This window comes from Methylopila henanensis, assembly GCF_042681025.1.
Classification (GTDB): domain Bacteria; phylum Pseudomonadota; class Alphaproteobacteria; order Rhizobiales; family Methylopilaceae; genus Methylopila; species Methylopila henanensis.
The window spans coordinates 173,653-193,220 of record NZ_JBHUER010000003.1 but is presented as its reverse complement, the minus strand read 5'-3'; the positions used below and the strand labels follow the sequence as shown (position 1 = coordinate 193,220).

Here is a 19,568-nt window from a genome sequence, read left to right as displayed (position 1 = left end):
CCCGCGCCGCCGATCTCGTGGCTCGCGCCGCCGCCGGCCGCGCCGCCCTGCTCCGTCTTTCCGGCGGCGGCTCCCGCGAGGCCTCGCTGATCGCGGAAAAGCGCCCGGAGACCGCCGCGGTGACCTTCGTTGACCGGCTCGCCTCCGCGCTTCCCGACGGCGCTGCGCTGCGCGAACTTGAACTCGACGGCGCGCGGGTGCGGCTCGCCGGCGACGCCGAGGCCGCGCCCGAGCTGATCGGCCTGCTGGAGGCGACGGGCGCGTTGCGCGGCGCGCATTTCGCCGCCCCCGTCCAGCGCCGGCCGGACGGCCGCGACGGGTTCGAGATCGCCGCCGAACGCACGCCGGCCGTCCCTCGCGCCGCGGGCCGGACGCCATGACCGCGCCCCGCGACCCGCTGCGCTTCGCCGTGCTCTGCCTCGCGCTCGCGACGCCGCCGGCGCTCGCCGCACTCGCGGCCCTGAACCTGCTTGCGGCGCGCGACCTCGACGGCCTGGCCGCGCGCCAGGAGGCGACCGTGGCGGCGCTGGAGCGGCGCGTGCGCGAGGCCGAAAGCCGCCCGGTCGCGCAGCGCGACGGCTCCGCGATCTACGTGCCGGGCGCGACGGCGGAGCTCGCCAAGGCCAGCCTGCGCCGCCTGCTGACGGACGCGGTCGCGGCCTCCGGCGGGAGCGTGATCGAGACCCTGGACGCGCCGGCGCCGGAAGCCGAGGACGCGGGCGGCGAACGCGTGCGCCTGCGCGTCGCCTTCGACGCCGACAACGCCGGCCTGCTCGCGCTGATGCACGGGCTGGAGACCGGCCTGCCCCTGATCGCGATCGAGCGGCTGGAAATCCGACGGCTTGAAGCGGGTGGAGAGGGCGACCCAGAGAACCCGGCCCTGCGAGTCGGCCTGGTCGCGGCGGGCCCGGTGCGGAGCGCCGCCCCATGAGCCGCATGCATGCGCTCGTGGCATTGGCGTTGGCCGTCGCCGGGGCGCTGTCCGCGCGGGCGCAGGAGGCCGCGCCCTCCGGCCTCAACCCGCTGCAAAGCCTGGACGCTGCGAGCCTGACCGGGTTCCGCGACCGCCCGCTGTTCACGCCTTCGCGCCGGCCGCCGCCCGCGCCGGCGACAGACGAAGCGCCCGCGCCGCTCGAGGAGGCCGCCGCGCCGGAGCCGCCGCCCGCGGTTCAGCCCAGTCTCCGCCTCACCGGCGTGATCGAGGGCCCGGACGAGTCCGTCGCCGTGATCGAGGAGCTCGACTCCAAACAGGTCAGCCAGCTCCGGCTCGGCGACATGCTTGACGGCTGGCTTGTGACGGCGATCGACCCTGCGGCTCTGCGGCTGACGCTTGGCGAGCGGGAGGAGGAGTATCGGCTGTTCGATCCGAAGCGGGACGCCCCGGCGCATGGCGGAACGGACGACTGACGAGGCCCGGCGCGCGGGGTGCGGGCCTCGTTCTCCAGATGTGCTGACAGCTTGGTCAGACCACTTGGAAGTCGAGGTTGGTCAGGCCGAGGCCGGCGGTCAGCGTAGCGAACTGGACCTGGTCCGCGCCGCCGACGCCGTCCAAGTCGAAGAACAGCGCGCCGGTGGCGGAATTGTAGATGATACGGTCGAACGCGTCGGTCGCCGCCGCGCCGATCGTGAACGCGCTCGCGGCGAGCACGTTGCCGGCGGGGGTCGGCGTGACCGCGAGGCCCGTGAAGATCCCGTCATCGAGCCGGATGGTGTCCTGCGGCACCGAAAAGTCGGTAATGCGGTCGATGTTGCCGCCCCCGAGCACCGTGTCGAACACGAAGATGTCCGCGCCGCGGTTGCCGGTCAGCGTGTCGGCTCCGAGTCCGCCGTTGAGCACGTTCGCGGCGTTGTTTCCGGTAATGACGTTGGCGAGGCCGTTTCCAGTCGCGTTTATCGCGCCGGCGCCGCGCAGACTCAGGTTCTCCACATGCGCGGACAGCGTGTGGCTCACCGTGCTCTCGACGGTGTCGGTTCCCCCGCCCGAGCGTTCGGTGACGATGTCGCCGACATTGTCGACCACATAGGTGTCGTCGCCGGCTCCGCCGCGCATGTCGTCGGCGCCGCCGCGACCGTCGATGCGATTGTTCGCGCCGTTGCCCGAGATGACGTTGGCGAGGTTGTTGCCGACGCCGCCGATCGCCGCCGTCCCGGACAATCGCAGGTACTCGACATGGGCGGAAAGCGCGTAGCTCACGGTCGAGTCGACCAGATCGACGCCGCCGCCGGGGCGCTCGGTGACGATGTCTCCGGTGTTGTCGACGAAGTAGGTGTCGTCGCCGGCTCCGCCGCGCATGTCGTCGGCGCCGCCGCGGCCGTCGATGCGGTTGTTCGCGCCGTTGCCCGAGATGACGTTGGCGAGATCGTTGCCGACGCCGCCGATCGCCGCCGTGCCGGACAGCCGCAGGTACTCGACATGGGCGGACAGCACGTAGCTCACGGTTGAATCGACCAGATCGACGCCTTCGCCCGCCCGCTCGGTGACGCGATCCCCGACATTGTCGACGTAATAGGTGTCGTTGCCGGCTCCGCCGCGCATGTCGTCGGCGCCGCCGCGGCCGTCGATGCGGTTGTTCGCGGCGTTGCCGGAGATGATGTTCGCGAGTTCGTTGCCCGAGCCGTTGATCGTCGCGTCGCCGATCAGCTTGAGGTGCTCGACATGCGCGCCCAGCGTGTACGTGATGTAGCTGTCGACCCTATCGGCGCCCTGGTTCGCGCGCTCGATGACGATGTCGCCGACGTTGTCGACGACATAGAGGTCGTTGCCGTCGGCGCCGCGCATCTCGTCGGCGCCGCCGAGGCCGTTCAGCCGGTTGGCCGCATTGTTGCCAAGCAGAACGTTGGCCAGACCGTTGCCCGTGCCGTTGATCGACGCCGTCCCGGTCAGCTTCAGGTTCTCGATGTTGTCCGAAAGCGCGTAGGTGACCGAGGACTCGACGACGTCGGCGCCTTCGCTCTCGTACTCGAAGACGATGTCGCCGACGTTGTCGACGATGTAGCGGTCGTTCCCGGCGCCGCCGATCATCTCGTCCGCGCCGCCGCGTCCGTTCAGCACGTTGCGCCCGGCGTTGCCGACCAGCACGTCGTTCCCCGAGCCGCCGGTCGCGTTCTCGATCACCACCCCGTTCGCGATGGTGAAACCGCCGATCACGTCGCTGGCGTAGGAGATGAAGCCGCCGCCGCCATATTCGTACAGCAGCGTCGCCGCCCGCAGGTCGATCGTGGCCGCAGCCGTCCCGTCGTAGCGGATCTCGTCGACGCCGCCGCCGTCCCAGATCGCCGAATAGAACGTCCCGAGCGCGTTGGCCGAGGGCAGCAGATAGACGTTGTCGCCGGAGTTGTAGTCCGTGTTCGCGCCGTACTTCTCCTGCAGCACGGCGATGTCGAGCGCCATCGGCGTCCCCTGCCACCCATAGGCGTAGGTCCCCGACAGCCCAAGCGGGCCAAGCGGCCACGCGTCGTTGTAGGACATCGTCGTGAACACGCCCTGGTTCAGGTCCGCCACGCCGTAGCTGCCGAACGGGCCGGTCACGCCGTCCATGATGACGGACGTGCCGCCATTATCATGCGGATGCGCGAGGCCAAGCCCGTGGCCGTACTCGTGGATCAGCGTGATGAAGCCGTAGCCGCCCTGTTCCAGCCCGTCGCTCCAGCCGACGCCGTCGGCGTTGAACCAGCCGACGCCGGCGTTGATCTCGCCGGGGGGGTTGAAGTAGCCGAGGCTGCCCGGATCATCCAGATCGAGCACGAGCTGGAAATCGGACGAAACGACGTCGTCGACGATCTCGAACGTGACGTCGAGGATGTGCGCGTAGGTCTCGAAGGCGAGCATCGCCTGCGTGATTTCGTAGGCGCTCCAGCCGATCGAGGTCTCGCCGTCGAAGGTCTCGCCATCCGCGGCGAAATAGACCCGGATGACGTTGTCCTGCGTCGACACCTGCGTGCCCCAGTCGATCGAGTCGAGCAGGTCCGCCGGCGGCGGCGGGACGTCGATGTCGATGCTGAGCGTGTACTCGCCAATGTTTCCGCCGCTGAGGTAGGCCGCGGCGCCGAGATAGTACTGGCCCGTATACGTGGCGGTGAACGTAAGGCTTGAGTTCAGGCCTTCGCCGCTGTCGTCATTGGCGTAGAGCAGACCTCCGGCCAGATCATAGACATAGAGATACGGATCGAGTTCGCCGTCGCCGCTCGCGGCGAGACTGACCGTGTAGGTCTCGCCCTCGGTCAACGTGACGCCGTACCAGTCCTCGTCGCTGGAGTCCGGCCCGATGTAGCCGACTTCCGAGCCGCCGACCGCGATCGTCTCGGTCGTGGTGGCGTCGCCCGGAATGGTGTCGTCGAACACGCGCGACGCCGCCCCGGACGCCGGATCGAACCCATCGAAATCCGCAACGCGCATGCTGTCCTCCCCCGGCGTCGGCTTGCGGCCGAGCGTTCCCCAACCAGAGGCAAGCAAATCCTCCCTGCCGAAGCAACTGGTGGTAGTGCGTAGCGCGTTTGGACCATGGCCGGCGCCTGGCCCAAGAAACGCCGGCGCTTGATGTCGGCGCCGGGACGCGGGATCGTCCCCGCTTCAGGAGGCCGCCCATGAGCCACGATCACGACCATGACGCCCCCGCGGGCGAGCGCTGGAAGCACGACGGCGTGCGCGTCATCCGCGGCGACCGGCTCGACCCCAACACGGCGCAGACGCCGGGCATGTTCCGGCAGGCCGCCATCAACCACGCCCGCGTCGGCGCGCAGAAGATCTGGGCCGGCACGGTTTCGATCCAGCCCGACGCCAAGACCGGCGTGCACCATCACGGCGCGCTCGAAAGCGTCATCTATGTGGTGAGCGGCAGGGCGCGGATGCGCTGGGGCGAGCGGCTGGAGTTCGTCGCCGAAGCCGGCCCCGGCGACTTCATCTTCGTGCCGCCTTTCGTGCCGCATCAGGAGATCAACGCCGACCCCGACAACCCGCTCGAATGCGTGCTGGTGCGGTCCGACAACGAGGCGGTGGTGGTGAACATCGCCGACGTCGACCCGGTCGAGGCTCCGGAAGAGGTCTACTGGATCGATCCGATCCACACGCGGCCCTGACCGGACCGCGCTCAGTCGATCGCGACGATCTCGACCTCGCCGCCTGCAACCGTCGCGGCGTCGCCCACGGCCTTGCCGACCAGCGCGCGGGCGAGCGGCGACACGTAGGACACCGAGCCCCTGGCGGGGTCCGCCTCGTCCTCGCCGACGATGCGGAAGCTCTGCCGGCGCCCGTCCTCGCGGTCGAACGTCACCCGGCTGCCGAAGGTCGCGACGCCCGACCCGCGCTGCGGCTCGACCAGCTCGGCGCTCGCCCGGCGGGCGGCGTAGTAGCGCAGGTCGCGGGTCGCGCGCGCCATCGCGGTGCGGTCGGTCTGGATGTCGCCCGAGGCCTGCGCGGCGGCGTAGGCCGCCCTTGCCTCGGCGAGCGCGGCGTCGAGGGCGGCGAGGCCCTCCGCGGTGACGAGATTGGGGTGCGGCGAGATCGGGCGATCGGGCAGGTCCGCCGCGGTCGCCTCGTTGTCCTGCTCGCGGGTGAACGCGACGCTCATGCCGTGCCTTCCTGTGGCGCGGGGCCCCGCCGAGACGGCGGCGAAGCCGCGCGTCCGTCGTCAAGGGTTCCGCAAGGCCCTCCACTCTAGCATGTCCCGGCGGCGCGCAACGTCTCGCGCCGGCGGAGACCGACCACGTGGGTATCGACGCCGCAGCTCTGATCCTCGCCGCCGTCGCCGCGGCCCTCGCCGTCATGGCGACGGCCGCCTGGACGCGGGCTCGGCGGCGCGTGGACGCGCTCGAGGACGCGCTCGAAACCGCCCGAGACGCTCTCTGGGAGGCGCGCGACCGCGAGGACAGTTCGCCCCCCTCCGGCGACGCGTCGTCCGCGGCGCGGGCCAAATCCCGGTTCCTCGCCGCCGTCACCCATGAGATGCGCACCCCGCTGACGGGCGTCGTGGGCGCCGGCGACCTGCTGCTCGACACGGCGCTTGCGCCCGACCAGCGCACCTACGCGCTCGCCATGAAGACCTCCGCCGAAGCGATGCTGTCGCTCGTCGACGAGATTCTCGACCTGTCGCGCATCGAGGCCGACGCGGTCGCGCTGAAGGCGGCTCCGTTCGATCCGGCCGAGGTGCTGGAGGCTGTCGCCGAGCTGCTCGCGCCGCGCGCGCACGACAAGGGGCTCGACCTCGCCATCCGCATCGCCGCCGACGCGCCCGCGCGGATGATGGGCGACGCCGCGCGGCTGAGGCAGATCCTGCTCAACCTCGCCGGCAACGCGGTGAAGTTCACCGAGACCGGCGGCGTCGGCCTCACCCTGGCGCGCGACGGCGACGGCGCGCGCTTCGAGGTCGCCGACACCGGGCCGGGCTTCGACCCGGAGGACGGCGCCCGCATCTTCGCGGAGTTCGAGCGGGCGGGCGCCGATCCCGCCCTGCCGGGGGTCGGCCTCGGGCTTGCGATCTCGAAGCGGCTCGCAGGCGCCATGGGCGGCGCGCTGACTGCTTGCTCCACGCCCGGCGCCGGCGCGACCTTCACGCTGCGGCTGCCCGCGGCCGACGCGGCGGCGCAGCCCGTCTCCGCCGAAGCGCTCGCAGGCCGACGCGTCGCCGTGGTGTCGGCCGCGCCCTTCAGCGGACCGTTCCTGGTCGAGGCGCTCGCCGCCCGCGGCGCGAACGCGACTTTGGTCACGCAGTCCGCCCCGCACGAGGTGGCCGCCGCCGTGCGCGACCTTCGCGCGGACGCGGCGCTGATCGACCGGGGCGCGACGGGCCGGGCCAACGACTTCGCGATCGCGGCGAAACTCGGCGGAGCCACGCTCTGCGTCGCGCTGCTGGCCGCCTCCGAACGCCGCGAACTGCCGGCGCTCGCCGCGGACGGGTTCGACGGCTTCCTGATCAAGCCGGTGCGGCCGGGCTCGCTCGTGAGCCGGCTCGCCGATCCGCGTCCGATCTCGGCGCTGGCGGGCGCGCCGGCGGCCGACGCAGCCGGGGCCGCGCAGCCGCGCGCCGGCGGCCTGCGCGCGCTGCTGGCGGAGGACGATCCGGTGAGCGCGCTGATCGCCTTCGCCCATCTCAACCGGCTGGGCTGCTCCGTCCAGCAGGCCGGCGACGGCGTCGCCGCCTGCGAGGCCTTCGACGCGGAGCCGTTCGACGTGGTGCTGCTCGACCTGCGCATGCCGCGCCGCGACGGCCTCACGGCCGCGCGCGCCATGCGCGAGGCCGAAAACGCGTCTGGGCGTCCGCCGGCGCTGATCCTCGCGGTTTCGGCGAACGTGGCCGAGGACGACCGCGACGCCGCGCGCGAGGCCGGCATCGACGAGATGCTCGCCAAACCGCTGGACCCCGCGCGCCTCGGCGCTCTGCTCGAAGCCCGGCGCGAGGATCGCGCGCGCGTCGCCTGACCTCCGCTTACGCCTCGTTCTTAGGCAGCGGCCGCCGCTTGCGTTGTCACACGTTCGTCGGCTGACTATGTTGATCTCCGGATCGCGGCCGCCTGATCGGTCGTCGGCGGACGAGCGCCAGCGGCGTCCGACGCCCGAAAGTCGCGGCGCGGGCGGTCCCGCGCCCCCATCCCCAGAGGCTCCCCATGGCCATCGTTCGTGCGACGCGCGCCGCCCCCGGAGGCATCGTGCGCCGCTTCCGCTCGCATCGTCCCGCGTCGGGAACCGCGCGCTGGCCCATGTTCGGCCGCAAGGGCGCGCCGCAGGCGACGCCGAGCCGCGCCGAACTCGCGGCCTCCGCGGCGCTGCTGCCGACGCCGCTCGGCCGCATCGGCCAGCTCGAGCTGAAGCTCGCCGAACGGCCGAAGGACGTGAAGCGCGCCCAACGGCTGCGCTACGAGGTGTTCTATAAGGAGATGTCGGCGGTGGCCGACCCGCTGGCGCGGCTCGCCCGGCGCGACATGGACGCCTACGACACGGTCTGCGACCACCTGCTCGTGCTCGACCACAGCCCGAAACGCAGCCCCGCCGCCGCGCTGTTCGCCGGACTGCAGGGCTTCGACCTCCGGGGTCTGGACCGGACGCGCCTGGTGGAGGCCGCGGAGCCGCCGGCGCCGGCCAAACCGAACAAGCCGCGCGTCGTCGGCACCTACCGGCTGCTGCGGCAGGAGACCGCCGACCGCGCCTTCGGCTTCTACACCGCGGGCGAGTTCGGCATCGACGAGCTGATCGCGCGCCATCCGACTCGGTCGTTCCTTGAGCTCGGCCGCTCGTGCGTACTGAAGCCGTTCCGCGACAAACGCACCGTCGAGCTGCTGTGGCACGGCATCTGGCGCTACGTGGTGGCCCATGACGTCGACGTCATGATCGGCTGCGCCAGCCTCGAAGGCGCCGATCCGGAACGGCTGGCGCTGCCGCTGTCCTATCTGCACCACTTCCACGCCGCGCCGCCCGAATGGCGCGCCAGCGCGCTGCCCGAACGGCGCACGCCGATGGACCTGACGCCGAAGGAGGCGATCGATCCGCGCGCGGCGCTGCGCGCGCTGCCGCCGCTGATCAAGGGATATCTCAGGCTCGGCGCCTATGTGGGCGACGGCGCGGTCGTCGACCGCCAGTTCGGCACCACCGACGTTCTGATCGTGCTGCCGCGCAGCGTCATCAACCCGCGCTACGTCGCCTATTACGGCGCGGACGCGAGCCGCCACGCCGCCTGAGCTCCCCGCGGCCCGAACGCAAAAGGCCCGGCGCGAGCCGGGCCTTTTCGTTTCGTCGTCGCGCCGCCGCTCAGGGCTGCATGCGCTGCACGGTCTGCGCGGTCTGCGCGATGTTGCGGGCGCTCGCGAGGATCTGCAGGAACTTCTGCAGCTCCGACAGCTTGGCGTTCGCCACATAGAGCACGTCGCGATCGCGGACCACGAAGGCCTTGGCGTAGAAGTAGGCGGCCGGGTCGCGCAGGTTCACGCGGTAGACCACGGGCACGCGCTCGCCGAAGCGGCCGTTGTAGTCCGGCCGCATGGCGCGCACCGCCGAAGCCGGCTCGTAGCGGAACAGGAACAGAGCGCCCGGATCGGAGCGTTCGTCCAGCAGACCGCCGGCCTTGCCGACCGCCTCAAGCAGCGAAATCCGCTCCAGATCGAACGGGATCGGGCCCGGCTTCGGCACCGCGCCGAAGGCGAGGAACTGCTCCGGATCCTTGGTGAGGAAGATACGGTCGCTCGGCTGCACGAACACGTTGTCGGCCGGATTGTCGATCAGCGTCTTCATGATCGCCGACGCCTGCGAGGAGCCGCGGACCAGCGTCACGCGCGTCTGGAACGCCTCCTGCTTGGAGCCGCCGGCGATCGCGATCGCGTCAAGCACGCGGTCGCCCGCGGCGGTGACGGGGAAGCGGCCTGGGCTGTTGACCTCGCCGTTGACGACGAAGCTGCGGCTCACCGTCTCGGTGACCTGAACAAGCGCCTGAGGCTGGATCGCGCGGCCCTCGAGCGCGGCGACGATCTTGCGCTCGACCGCCTGCGTCCCGGTGCCCGCGGCCATGATCCGGCCGGCGTAGGGAACCGTGATCGAACCGTCCGAATCGACCCGCTGGGTGAACTGGACGCGTGCGCCGATGTCGCTGGAGAACAGGCCGCCCTGGCCGGCCTCGAACAGCTGGATCGCCAGCACGTCGCCGACGCCGACGATCTGGCCCGGCGCGGGCCGCGCCGCCGCGAAACGCTTGGAGAACGGCGCGGCGCGGTATTGCGAGACGATATCGACGACCCGCTGGTTCAAATCGACCAGCACGTAGTCGCGGATCGCGTCGTTCGAAACGCTCGGCGGGTCGATCTGCTCGGTCGAAGGACCCGTGGCCGGCAGCGTGGAGCAACCGCTCAGCAGTCCGGCCACGACCGCGAACGCGACCGCGCCGGAAGCATGTTTGGAGTGCATACGCCCTCGCTCTGACCTTAACCCCGGTCCGCCGAGGTAGCACCGAAGCCCTTTCGTGCCAACTAACGGAACCTTAAGCACGGCCCTGTTCACGAAACCGCCACGCCGCGCCCGCCGGGGTGAGGCGTTCCGGCAACATGCCGGGCGGTCAGACCGCGGCCAGAAGCTTCCGGGCGAGATCCGAAACGTCGAGAGTTTCAGGCGCCGCCGGCGAATCGACCACCTTCCGCGAGTCCCACAGCAGGTAGTCGGTGGCGCGACGATCGGGCAACTCCGGATGCAGCGTCAGGCCGGGCGCATGGTCGCCGTAAAGGCAGAGCACGCCGCCGCCCGGCAGCGCGCGCAGCGCCTCGGCCACCCGGCCGATCATGCGGTCGGCGTTGGCGAGATGGAGCGCGTACTGGGCCGCGGCGTCGTCGGTCTGCGGCAGCCGGCCCGGCCCCCACGGCCCGTGGTTCTCGATCGTCACGGCGAACAGGAACGCGGGCCGCAGCGCCGCCTTGATCTCCGCGACGAGGGCGTCGGCGACCACGCTGTCGGCGACATAGGGACCGAAGCGCGCGGCTCCCGCGAAGGCCTCGCCATGGACGAAGCGGCCGAAACCGAACTTCGGCACGAGCAGGTGGCGGTCGAAGAACCGCCGATCGTAGGGGTGCAGGAAGGTCGTGGCGCGGCCGGAGGCGGCGAACAGCGCCGGCAGGCTGCGCGCGAGATAGGGCGCGGCCGTCAGATAGGGGTCGAAGGCGTCGAGGCCGAGCGCTTCCGCGGGCAGGCCGGTGAGGAAGGCGAACTCGCTCCGCATGGTGTAGGCGCCCTCCGCCGGCACGCGGCAGCGGCCCCAGGCCAGCGCTTCGGCGCGCAGCCGGTCGAGCGCCGGCAGCGGCGGGCCGTCGAACCCCCGCGCGGCGATGTCGACGAAGCTTTCGCACTGGATCGCCACCACGACGCGCGGACCTTCGGCCGCCGGGCGCGGAGCCGGCAGCGCCGCCGCGACCGCCTTCGCCGCCTCGGACGGCCGCGCGGCGGACCGCCAGGCGAGCCAGTGCAGCACGAGCGCGGCCACGAGGCCGAAGCGGCGCACGTCGCCGTCCGCGTCGGCCGGATCGGCGACGACGGAGCGCGCGAAAGCCGCGACCGGAGCGGAGCCCAGCGCCGCCCATAGGCCAAGCACGACCGCCGGGGGCGCGAGCGCGAGCATCGGCGCGTCGCGGGGCAGGATCGACGGCTCGATCGCGAACCACAGCACGGTCGCGACCAGCAGCGTGGCGAGCGCCGCGAGCGCCGGGGGCCGGGCGAGGCGCTCGGCGTAGTAGAGCCGCGGATGCCGGATCGCATGCCGCACCAGAGCCGCGTCGGTGAAGATCAGCGGTTCGCCCAGGATGCCCCGCTTCACGTTGCTGCCCGCCGCGAACAGGCCGGTCGTGACCGTCACCACGAAGGCCGCGTGCCAGGGCCGCCACGACAGCGCGAACAGGGCGGCGAACAGCGCGAGATGGACCGCGAGCCGCAGCAGCAGCGCCTTCGGCGGCGCGCGGAAGGCGCGCAGCGACGGCGGCATGGTCTCGACCGCAAGCGAGGCCGCGAAGGATAGCGCGAAGGCGAGCGCGAGCCCGGTCACCGCGCCCTCCGGTCGAACGGCCCGAGCAGGCGGTGGCGGGCGAGCGCATAGACGCGCCGGGCGCGGGCGAGCGCGCGTCCTTTCGCGGTCGCCGCGCGGGCGCGCGCCTCGGCGATGCGGTCGAGCGCGGTCTCCGGCCCGCAAGGAAGGCCGGAGACCGGATCGCGGTAGAGCGGGTAGAGGATCAGCGTCACCGCCACCAGTTCGTCGAGGCTGCGGCGGCGGCCGCGGCGCGGCTGGGCGGCGAGGTCCTCGGTCAGACCCCACCCGGCGTAGAACGGCTGGCCATGGACTGTCACCTCAAGACCGCGCATCAGCGCCTCGAAGCCGGACAGTGACGTCATGGTCTCGACCGCCCGGCACTGCGGGTAGAGCGCCGCGATCGCGCCGTCGGTCACCACGGCGTCGGCGAGGCGGCGCAGCTCGCGCTCGGGGACCGCGCCGGCGCGGTAGCCGGCCACGACATCCGGGTGCGGCTTGTAGATGATGAAGGCGTCGTCCCCCCGCCGCGCGCGCGCGGCCTGCAGCAGCCCGAGATTGGTGCGCACGGCGCCCGCGCCGCGCAGGATCGAGGCGTCGTCCTCGACCTGTCCCGGCACCAGCACGCCGAAGCGGTCCGCCGGCACGATCGAAGCGACGCTCTCGCCGACATTGTACTTCGTGACGTTCTCCGCGATCAGCCGCTCGCGCAGCGCCGCCGCGCGGGCGGCGAGCGCCGGCGGGATCTCGCCGTCGCTCAGGATGCGCTCGAGATCGCTCGGCGCGGAAGGGTCGTAATAGACGCCGCTGTCGTCGAGCACGAGCGACAGCGGCTCCACGAAGGCCGCGCCGAGGCCGACCGAGCGCAGGAAACCATCCTCCATGCGGGCGACCGGGACCCCCGCCCCTTCGGCGGCCGCGACCGCCGGGCCCGCGCCGCGCGAGGCCCAGACCACGACCCGTCCGGAGCAGGCCCGCGCCGCCTGCGCGGCCGCCTCGGGCGAGGCCTCGAACAGCGGCGGACCGTTGGGGCCGTCCAGGAAGCCCGCCACCGTCGCACGCTTCCAGCCGGTCACGCCGCAGCCGACCGACCGGCGCGCGGTGCGCGCCCGGTGGCGCAGGATGTCGCAGGCCGAGCGCAGCGCATCCGCGGCCGGGACCAGAATTCGGACGTGGGGATCGAGCCAGGCGAGCGCGGGATCGGCCGGGTCGAAGTCGGCCTCCATGCGAAGTTCGCCCGGCCCCGCGAGCTCCAGCAGCTCCGTGCGGAGCTCCGCCAGGCGGTTTGGCGCGCCCGGCGCCGGCAGCGGATTATCGAAATTTATCAATCGATAACAGAGAGATCGACCGCCGCGATCGAGGATCGGAAGCGCGACGGGGCCGGGCGAGAGCCGGACGAGCCCGACCCTGTTCGCGGCCGCGAAGGCCTCCGCTTCGCGCTCGCGAACGTCGCCGGAGGCGGTCGCGACTGCGGCGACATGACTCAAACGCCTCAGTCGAGAGGCGACAGGCCGCCCGAAAATCGCGGCCACGTCGGCCGTCCTCCGCGCCAAGCGCTCGGAGATGATTGCCACTCTGCGGGGGCTATGGTTCAATCGGTCACGTCCGGGTGAATTGCGACAGGGGCCCGCGCAGCGCTATCGGCCTATCGACAGCGTGGCAATGGCTCCGAAAAACTCAATCGTCGACGCGCCTGTCTCGCAGGCGCAGCATCCGTGGAATGGGGCATCGTTTTTATCGGCGTGCGCTGGATGCGTCCGGCGTGTGCTATTGGGCGATTGATGAGCCGTACCGGAGACGATCCGCATACGCGGCCTGACCGGACCTTCCTGTTTCTGCAGGGTCTGGCCTCGCCGTTTTTCCGTCGTTTGGGCCGCACGCTCGCGCGAAAGGGCTACGGCGTCGAACGCATCAACCTGAACCTCGGCGACCGGCTGTTCTGGACGCTGCCGGGCGCGGCCGACTATCGCGGCCGGTTTGAGAACTGGCGCGGCTATCTCGCGAAATTCATGGACGAGCGCGGGGTGACGGACCTCGTGCTGTTCGGCGACGGGCGCCCCTACCACCGCGTCGCGATCGCGACCGCGCAGCTCCGCGGCGTGAACGTGCACGTGTTCGAGGAAGGCTACATCCGGCCGGACTGGATCACGATGGAGGCGGGCGGCGTCAACGGCTTCTCCAGCCTGCCCCGCGAGCCGGAAGCGATCCGGGCGCTGGCGCGGTCGCTCCCCGAGCAGCCCCGCCCGGCGCCGATCCACGGCGACATGCGGACCCGCACACTGTGGGACGTGGTCTACAACTCCGCCAACACGTTCTTCCCGTATCTCTATCCGTCCTACCGCCGCTACCGGCCTCACCACCCGTACGTCGAGTACGCCGGCTGGGTGGCGCGGCTGGTGCGCTCCAAGGCCGAGACCAAACGCGCCGAGGCCGTGCAGGCGAGCGTGGCCGACGGAAAGACGCCCTACTTCCTGCTGCCGCTCCAGCTCGACAGCGACTACCAGATCCGGTTGCATTCGCCGTTCAGCGCGATGAACGAGGTGGTCAATCTGGTCGCCCGCTCCTTCGCCTCCCACGCGCCGGCGGACGCCAAGCTGATCGTGAAGCTGCACCCCCTCGACAACGGGCTTGTGAACCGGCGGCGCGCGACCAGCGTGACGGCGCGCAAGACCGATCTCGGCGACCGGCTGATCTTCATCGACGGCGGGCACATGCCGACCCTGATCGAGGGATCGCGCGGCGTCGTGGTGGTGAACAGCACCGTGGGCACGCAGGCGCTCCACCATCTCAAGCCGGTGGTCGCGCTGGGCCAGGCTATCTACGACATGCCCGGCCTCACCCATCAGGGCTCGCTCGAGTCCTTCTGGACCGCGCCGACGCCGCCCGATCCGGAGCTCGCGGCCGACTTCCGCCGCGTGGTCATCGCGCGCACGCAGCTCAACGGCGGCTTCTACTCCCGCGAGTCGGTCGAGATCGCGGTGGCGAACGTGGTCGAGCGCCTCACCGAGATCGCGCCGCTGTCGCAGCGCCGCCCGGTCGCGCTCGGATGGCGTCCGCCGGCGGTGGTCGACGTCGGATCGACCGTTCCGGGCGAGTGAGCGCCATCCCCGCCTTCACGAACGTCGTCGTCACCGGCGGCGGCCGCGGCATCGGCGCCGCTCTCGCCCGCGCCTACGCGGCGCCGGGCGTGACAATGCTGCTCGTCGGCCGCGACGCGGGCCGGCTGGAGGCGACCGCGGCCGACGTCCGCGCGCGCGGAGCGACCGTCGAGACCGCCGCGGCCGACGTCTCGGACGCTCCGGCGCTGGAGCGCATTCTGCTCGCCTTCGACGCCCGCCATCCGGTCGATCTCGTGATCGCCAACGCCGGCGTCTCGGGCGGACTCGGCCCGAACCGCGAGGCCGAGACCTTCGCGAGCGCCCAGCGGCAGCTCCGGATCAACCTCGAGGGCGCGGTTGCGACCGTCACGCCGCTGCTGGAGCCGATGCGCGCCCGCAAGCGCGGCCGGATCGTGCTGATGAGCTCGCTCGCCGCCCTGCAGGCCGTGGGCGACACCGCCGCCTATTCCGCCTCCAAGGCCGGCATCCTGATGTGGGGACGCGCGCTCGCCGATTTCCTGGCGCCGGACGGCGTCGGCGTATCGGTGGTGTGCCCGGGTTTCGTGACCAGCGACATGAGCGCCCGCTATCTCGGCCCGAAGCCCTTCGAGATGTCCGCGGACGAAGCCGCGGCGCTGATCGCCCGGCGCGTCGCCAAGGGCCGCGAGCTAATCGCCTTCCCCTGGCCGATGGTCGCCCTCATCCGCCTCTCCAACCTGCTGCCGCGGCGGGTCGCGCGTTACGCGCTGACGCATTTCCCGGTCACGATCGCCCCGGACCAGCACGGCTGACGGCCGGAGCTTCGACGATGACGCCTTCCCCCCGCCCCCGGACCGGCGCCGAGATTCTGGTCGACGCGCTGATCGCGAACCGGCTCACGACCGGCTTCGGCGTACCCGGCGAGAGCTACCTCGCCGTGCTCGACGCCATGCGCGCCCGCGATTTCAACTTCGTCATCTGCCGCCAGGAAGGCGGCGCGGCGATGATGGCGGACGCTTGGGGCAAGCTTTCCGGCGCGCCGGGCCTCTGCTTCGTCACCCGCGGCCCCGGCGCGGCCAACGCCATGAGCGGGGTCCATGTGGCGAGCCAGGACTCGACGCCGCTGCTGCTGTTCGTGGGGCAGGTCGAGCGTGGCTTTCGCGAGCGCGAGGCGTTCCAGGAGCTCGACTACCGCGCGGTGTTCGGCTCGGTGGCGAAATGGGTGGTCGAGATCGACGACGCCGCCCGCATACCGGAACTCGTGACGCGCGCGATCCGCGTCGCGACGCAGGGGCGCCCCGGCCCGGTGGTGATCGCGCTGCCGGAGGACATGCTGGCCGAGACCGCCGAGGTCGCGGACGCGCGGCCCGTCGCGCCGGCCGAGACCTGGCCCGGCCTCACCGACATGGCGCAGCTCCAGAAGCTGCTGTGGGCGGCGAGGCGCCCGATCGCGCTCGTCGGCGGCGGGCGCTGGTCGGAGAAGGCGACGCAGAACCTCGCCCGCTTCGCCGAGCGGTTCCAGCTGCCGGTCGCGACCACCTTCCGGCGCCAGATGCTGTTCCCGGCCGACCACCCCTGCGCCGCCGGCGATTTCGGCATCGGCCCGAACCCGGCGCTCGCGGCGCGCGTCAGGGACGCCGACCTCGTGCTGCTGATCGGCGCGCGGCTGGGCGAGATGCCGAGCCAGGGCTACACCGCGCTCGCCGTGCCGACTCCGCGCCAGACGCTCGTCCATGTGCACGCCGACGCCGAGGAGCTCGGCCGGGTCTACCAGCCGACGCTCGCGATCAACGCCACGCCCAACGCCTTCGCCTCCGCGCTCGAGGGGCTGCAGCCGCCGAACGCGCTCGGCTGGGAGGGCGAGGCCGAGGCGGCGCACGCCGACTATCTCGCCTGGTCGGAAACAGCGCCCGAGCATCCCGGCGCGGTCCAGATGGGCGAGGTGATGGCGGCGCTCCGCACGCTGCCGCCGGACGCGGTCGTCGCCAACGGCGCCGGCAACTACTGCGGCTGGCTGCACCGTTTCCATCGCTTCACCCGCTATGGGACGCAGGCCGCGCCGACATCGGGCTCCATGGGCTACGGCCTGCCCGCCGCGATCGCGGCGAAGCGGCTGAACCCCGAGCGCGAGGCGGTCGCGCTCGCCGGCGACGGCTGCTTCCTGATGACGGGGCAGGAGCTGGCGACCGCGGTCCAGCACGACCTGCCGGTCGTCGTGATCGTCATCGACAACGGCCAGTACGGCACCATCCGCATGCATCAGGAGCGGGAGTTTCCCGGCGCGCCGTTCGGGACGGCGCTCAGGAATCCCGATTTCGCGGCGCTCGCCCGCGCCTATGGCGCCGAGGGCTTCACGGTCGCCGAACGCGGCGCGTTCGCGCCGGCCTTCGCCGCCGCCCGCGCCTGCGGCCGGCCGGCTCTGATCCATGTGACGATCGACGCGGACGCCATCTCGCCGGCGACGACGCTCACCGCGATCCGCGCGCAGGCGCTCGCACGCCGCTGATCACCAGACGCGCGTGACCCGGTAGCCGTCGCGGCGGACCCGCTCGACGAGGCCGTCCTCACCCGACAGATGCAGGGCCCCGACCGCGACCACCACGCCGCCTTCGGCGAGCGCCGCCCGGGAGCGCTCGTGCATCCGGGCGTTGCGGCCGGGAAGCAGGCTTTCGAGATAATCGATCTGCGTGACCATGCGCTCGCCGCCGACCATGGCGTCGCGCAGCGCCGCGGCGAGGAAGCTCATGCGGCGGTCGCGGTAGAGGTTGAGCGTGGTCTCGACGTAATCGGCGAAGAGAGGGCCGAGACGCGCGGTGTCGATCAGCACGCGCAGCGCGAGCTCCGGATCGACGGAAGCGAGCGTCGCGAACTGCTCCTCGGCGGCCTCCAGCCCCTCCACGCGCACGCCGGCGGCGCGCGCCGCCTCGACGACGAGCTGGTCCACGTTCAGCTCGCCGCGGTCGATGCGCGCGATCTCGCAGCTCGGCGCGGTCGCGAGCATGGCGAGGAACCAGGGCTCGAGCTTCTGCGCCGTCAGCTCCGGCACGCCGCGCGCGGCGAGCAGGTTGATGACCGCGCGCCGGTCCCGCTCCGGCACCAGGAACAGCGCGCCGCCCTGTGGCCGCAACGCGCTCCGGCCGGCGGCGCGTTGCGCGGCGACGCCCGCCTGCGGGTCCGAGATCTCGCGCGGCTCCACCAGCACGAGCCGCGCCGCCGCGATCGCGTCCAGCGCCGGCTGCGGAAGCGGCTTCAGCCGGTCGTCGGAGGAATGGATGGTGCCGAACAGGAAGGAAGGCGCAGTCCCGCCCTTCTCGACCCGCCAGAGCAGCCCTTCGGCGTCGGGCGTGCGGCGGCCGGCGGTCTCGAAGGCGGCGAAGGCCTCCGGATCCTCGTCGCGCAGCTTGCCCACGAGGTCGGAGCCCTGGCAGGCCGGCGCGGCGTGAACGGCTGCGCCCGACAGGACAAGCGCCAGAAGCGCGGCCGCGATCCGCTTCGCAGGATGCGAAGCGGCGCGGATCACGGAGCGACCACCACCAGGTTGCGCGGACCTTCCGCGGTCTCCCGCGTGTCCGTCACCTTGCCGCTGGCGAGATCGATCAGCGACAGGGTGTCGTCGAACCAGTTCGCCACCACCGCCTGCCTGCCGTCGGGCGTCAGCGCGACCCCTTCGGGATAGTCGCCGACCTTGACCTTCGCGGTCTCGGCGAGCGAGGCCCCGTCCACGATCGAGACCGTGCCGTCGTGCTGGTTGGTGACGGCGATCTTCGCGCCGTCGGGCGTGACCGCGACGCCGTAGGGCATCTTGCCCACGGGCACGCGCTTCAGCTCCTGCCCGCTTTCGAGATCGACCACCGACAGGTCGTTGCTCTGGACGTTGGCGACGTAGAGCCGGCGCTCGTCCGGCGACAGCGCGAGCGCGAAGGGCGCGCGGCCGACCTTGATCTGGCCGGTCTCCGTCATGGTCCTGAGGTCGACGATCGAGACCGCGTCGGCCTCGCGGGCAGCGACGAAGGCGCGGCGGCCGGCCTTGTCGAGGATCACCGCGGCCGGCGAGCGCCCGACCGAGGCCTGGCCGACCGAGGCGCCGGTGGCCACCTCGATCCGGTGCAGCACGTTGCCGGTCCAGTCGGTGACGTAGAGGCTCTCGTCGGTGGCGGCCGCCCCGAAGGGCGAGCCCTTGATCGGGAACGAGGCCGCCACGCGGCGCGTCACCGCGTCGAGCACGGTGACGCGGCCGCGGTCGGGATGGGTGACGTAAAGCGTGCGGCCGTCCGGCCCCACGGCCACGCCCGCGGGCGCCTCGCCGATCGCGACGCGCTCCGGCTCGCCCTCGCCGACCGGCAGGAAGCCGAGCGTCGCGCCCTTCTGGGACACCACGACGATGGTCGGCTCCGCCGCGAAGGCGCGGCCGGCGACGCCGGCCGCGAGAGCGAGCGCGACGACGCCGGCGATGCGGAGCCGGCTCTGGGTCATCCGCCCGCCTCGACCTTCTTTTTCAGGCCTTCGAGGCCGGTCTTGAAGAACTCGGTCATGCCGGCGACGGCGGAGGCGTCGTCCTTGCCCTCCGGCGGCTCGTTCGAGGTGTCGGCGCGGTAGAAGCGGCCCTGCCACGTCACTTCGGAGCCGCCGTCCTTCGGCTTCACGGCGATGGTGGCCGAGTACGAGCTGACCGGCAGCACCTCTCCGGCCTCGCCGGACAGGCGATAGCCATACATCATCTTGCCCTCGTCATACTCGTCGAGGCCCTCGACGATCTCGCCGGGCTTGCCCTTCACCGAGAAGGTGCGCTCGGCGCTCTGGCCGCTTTCCGGGCCGGAGCTCTTCTCGACGCCCGGGTGCCAGGCCTGGAGCGCGCCGTAGTTCTTCAGCACGGCCCAGACCTTGGCGGGCTGGGCCTTGATCTCGACCTTCTCCTCGACCTTCTGCGGCGTGGGCCCGTGGGCGAAGGCCGGCGCCACAAGGACGGCGGCGAGGGCTGCGGCGGCTGCGACGCGTTTGATCATACGTGGAG

At 72.1% G+C, this 19,568-nt stretch carries 17 protein-coding genes; 9 read left to right on the top strand and 8 right to left on the bottom strand.

Annotation, left to right across the window (positions count from 1 at the left end):
* The 3 genes from ACFSCV_RS05545 to ACFSCV_RS05535 form a co-directional block, all read left to right on the top strand.
* A partial coding sequence (locus ACFSCV_RS05545) for a PilN domain-containing protein (RefSeq protein ID WP_378797799.1) occupies positions 1 to 380 on the top strand: 380 nt, incomplete at its 5' end.
* Positions 377 to 931, top strand: a complete 555-nt coding sequence (gene gspM / locus ACFSCV_RS05540; protein ID WP_378797797.1) for a type II secretion system protein GspM — start codon at positions 377 to 379, stop codon at positions 929 to 931. The genes ACFSCV_RS05545 and gspM, both read left to right, overlap by 4 nt.
* The gene (locus ACFSCV_RS05535) at positions 928 to 1,407 is read left to right on the top strand and encodes a hypothetical protein (RefSeq protein ID WP_378797795.1); all 480 of its coding nucleotides are present in this window, start codon (positions 928 to 930) and stop codon (positions 1,405 to 1,407) included. The genes gspM and ACFSCV_RS05535 overlap by 4 nt, the downstream gene beginning before the upstream one ends.
* 55 nt (positions 1,408 to 1,462) lie before the next feature.
* Here the strand turns inward: ACFSCV_RS05535 and ACFSCV_RS05530 are convergent, their stop codons facing one another.
* The gene (locus ACFSCV_RS05530; RefSeq protein ID WP_378797793.1) at positions 1,463 to 4,396 is read right to left on the bottom strand and encodes a pre-peptidase C-terminal domain-containing protein; all 2,934 of its coding nucleotides are present in this window, start codon (positions 4,394 to 4,396) and stop codon (positions 1,463 to 1,465) included.
* 188 nt (positions 4,397 to 4,584) lie between these two features.
* Between ACFSCV_RS05530 and ACFSCV_RS05525 the strand changes: the two genes are divergently transcribed.
* Entirely contained in the window at positions 4,585 to 5,076 is a 492-nt protein-coding gene (locus ACFSCV_RS05525; protein ID WP_378797791.1) for a cupin domain-containing protein, read from the top strand.
* Positions 5,077 to 5,087: 11 nt separating this feature from the next.
* On the opposite strand, the gene greA is transcribed toward ACFSCV_RS05525, so the two are convergent.
* Positions 5,088 to 5,567 carry a transcription elongation factor GreA gene (gene greA / locus ACFSCV_RS05520; RefSeq protein WP_378797789.1) on the bottom strand — a complete coding sequence of 160 codons (480 nt, stop codon included), beginning with the start codon at positions 5,565 to 5,567 and terminating at the stop codon, positions 5,088 to 5,090.
* 137 nt (positions 5,568 to 5,704) lie between these two features.
* Here greA and ACFSCV_RS05515 point away from each other — a divergent pair, with 137 nt between their 5' ends.
* A complete protein-coding gene (locus ACFSCV_RS05515; RefSeq protein ID WP_378797787.1) occupies positions 5,705 to 7,414 on the top strand; it encodes an ATP-binding protein in 1,710 nt (569 codons plus the stop codon).
* A 185-nt stretch (positions 7,415 to 7,599) separates the two neighbouring features.
* Positions 7,600 to 8,667 carry a GNAT family N-acetyltransferase gene (locus ACFSCV_RS05510; protein ID WP_378797785.1) on the top strand — a complete coding sequence of 356 codons (1,068 nt, stop codon included), beginning with the start codon at positions 7,600 to 7,602 and terminating at the stop codon, positions 8,665 to 8,667.
* A 70-nt stretch (positions 8,668 to 8,737) separates the two neighbouring features.
* On the opposite strand, the gene ACFSCV_RS05505 is transcribed toward ACFSCV_RS05510, so the two are convergent.
* The 3 genes from ACFSCV_RS05505 to ACFSCV_RS05495 all read right to left on the bottom strand — a co-directional run bounded on the left by ACFSCV_RS05505 (position 8,738) and on the right by ACFSCV_RS05495 (position 12,808).
* Positions 8,738 to 9,883 carry a polysaccharide biosynthesis/export family protein gene (locus tag ACFSCV_RS05505; protein ID WP_378797784.1) on the bottom strand — a complete coding sequence of 382 codons (1,146 nt, stop codon included), beginning with the start codon at positions 9,881 to 9,883 and terminating at the stop codon, positions 8,738 to 8,740.
* Positions 9,884 to 10,031: 148 nt separating this feature from the next.
* A complete protein-coding gene (locus ACFSCV_RS05500; protein WP_378797782.1) occupies positions 10,032 to 11,501 on the bottom strand; it encodes an LTA synthase family protein in 1,470 nt (489 codons plus the stop codon).
* Positions 11,498 to 12,808 (bottom strand): capsular polysaccharide export protein, LipB/KpsS family, encoded by a 1,311-nt coding sequence (locus ACFSCV_RS05495; RefSeq protein WP_378797780.1) that lies wholly within the window; start codon positions 12,806 to 12,808, stop codon positions 11,498 to 11,500. The genes ACFSCV_RS05500 and ACFSCV_RS05495 overlap by 4 nt, the downstream gene beginning before the upstream one ends.
* A 453-nt stretch (positions 12,809 to 13,261) precedes the next feature.
* On the opposite strand from ACFSCV_RS05495, the gene ACFSCV_RS05490 reads away from it, so the two are divergent.
* Genes ACFSCV_RS05490 through ACFSCV_RS05480 form a run of 3 tightly spaced genes read left to right on the top strand, consistent with a single transcriptional unit; the run spans position 13,262 to position 17,063 of the window.
* A complete protein-coding gene (locus ACFSCV_RS05490) occupies positions 13,262 to 14,578 on the top strand; it encodes a capsule biosynthesis protein (RefSeq protein WP_378797778.1) in 1,317 nt (438 codons plus the stop codon).
* A complete protein-coding gene (locus tag ACFSCV_RS05485; protein WP_378797776.1) occupies positions 14,575 to 15,369 on the top strand; it encodes an SDR family NAD(P)-dependent oxidoreductase in 795 nt (264 codons plus the stop codon). Before ACFSCV_RS05490 ends, ACFSCV_RS05485 begins: the two co-directional genes overlap by 4 nt.
* 17 nt (positions 15,370 to 15,386) lie before the next feature.
* A complete protein-coding gene (locus ACFSCV_RS05480) occupies positions 15,387 to 17,063 on the top strand; it encodes a thiamine pyrophosphate-binding protein (protein WP_378797775.1) in 1,677 nt (558 codons plus the stop codon).
* Here ACFSCV_RS05480 and ACFSCV_RS05475 read toward each other — a convergent pair whose 3' ends face one another.
* The 3 genes from ACFSCV_RS05475 to ACFSCV_RS05465 are packed head-to-tail and all read right to left on the bottom strand — an operon-like array spanning position 17,064 to position 19,560.
* A complete protein-coding gene (locus ACFSCV_RS05475; protein WP_378797774.1) occupies positions 17,064 to 18,077 on the bottom strand; it encodes a TraB/GumN family protein in 1,014 nt (337 codons plus the stop codon). It lies immediately after the preceding gene.
* A complete protein-coding gene (locus tag ACFSCV_RS05470) occupies positions 18,074 to 19,030 on the bottom strand; it encodes a YncE family protein (protein ID WP_378797773.1) in 957 nt (318 codons plus the stop codon). Before ACFSCV_RS05470 ends, ACFSCV_RS05475 begins: the two co-directional genes overlap by 4 nt.
* Complete coding sequence (locus ACFSCV_RS05465; protein WP_378797771.1) at positions 19,027 to 19,560, bottom strand: SRPBCC family protein; 534 nt, start codon at positions 19,558 to 19,560, stop codon at positions 19,027 to 19,029. The genes ACFSCV_RS05470 and ACFSCV_RS05465 overlap by 4 nt, the downstream gene beginning before the upstream one ends.
* Between the last annotated feature and the right edge of the window lie 8 nt (positions 19,561 to 19,568).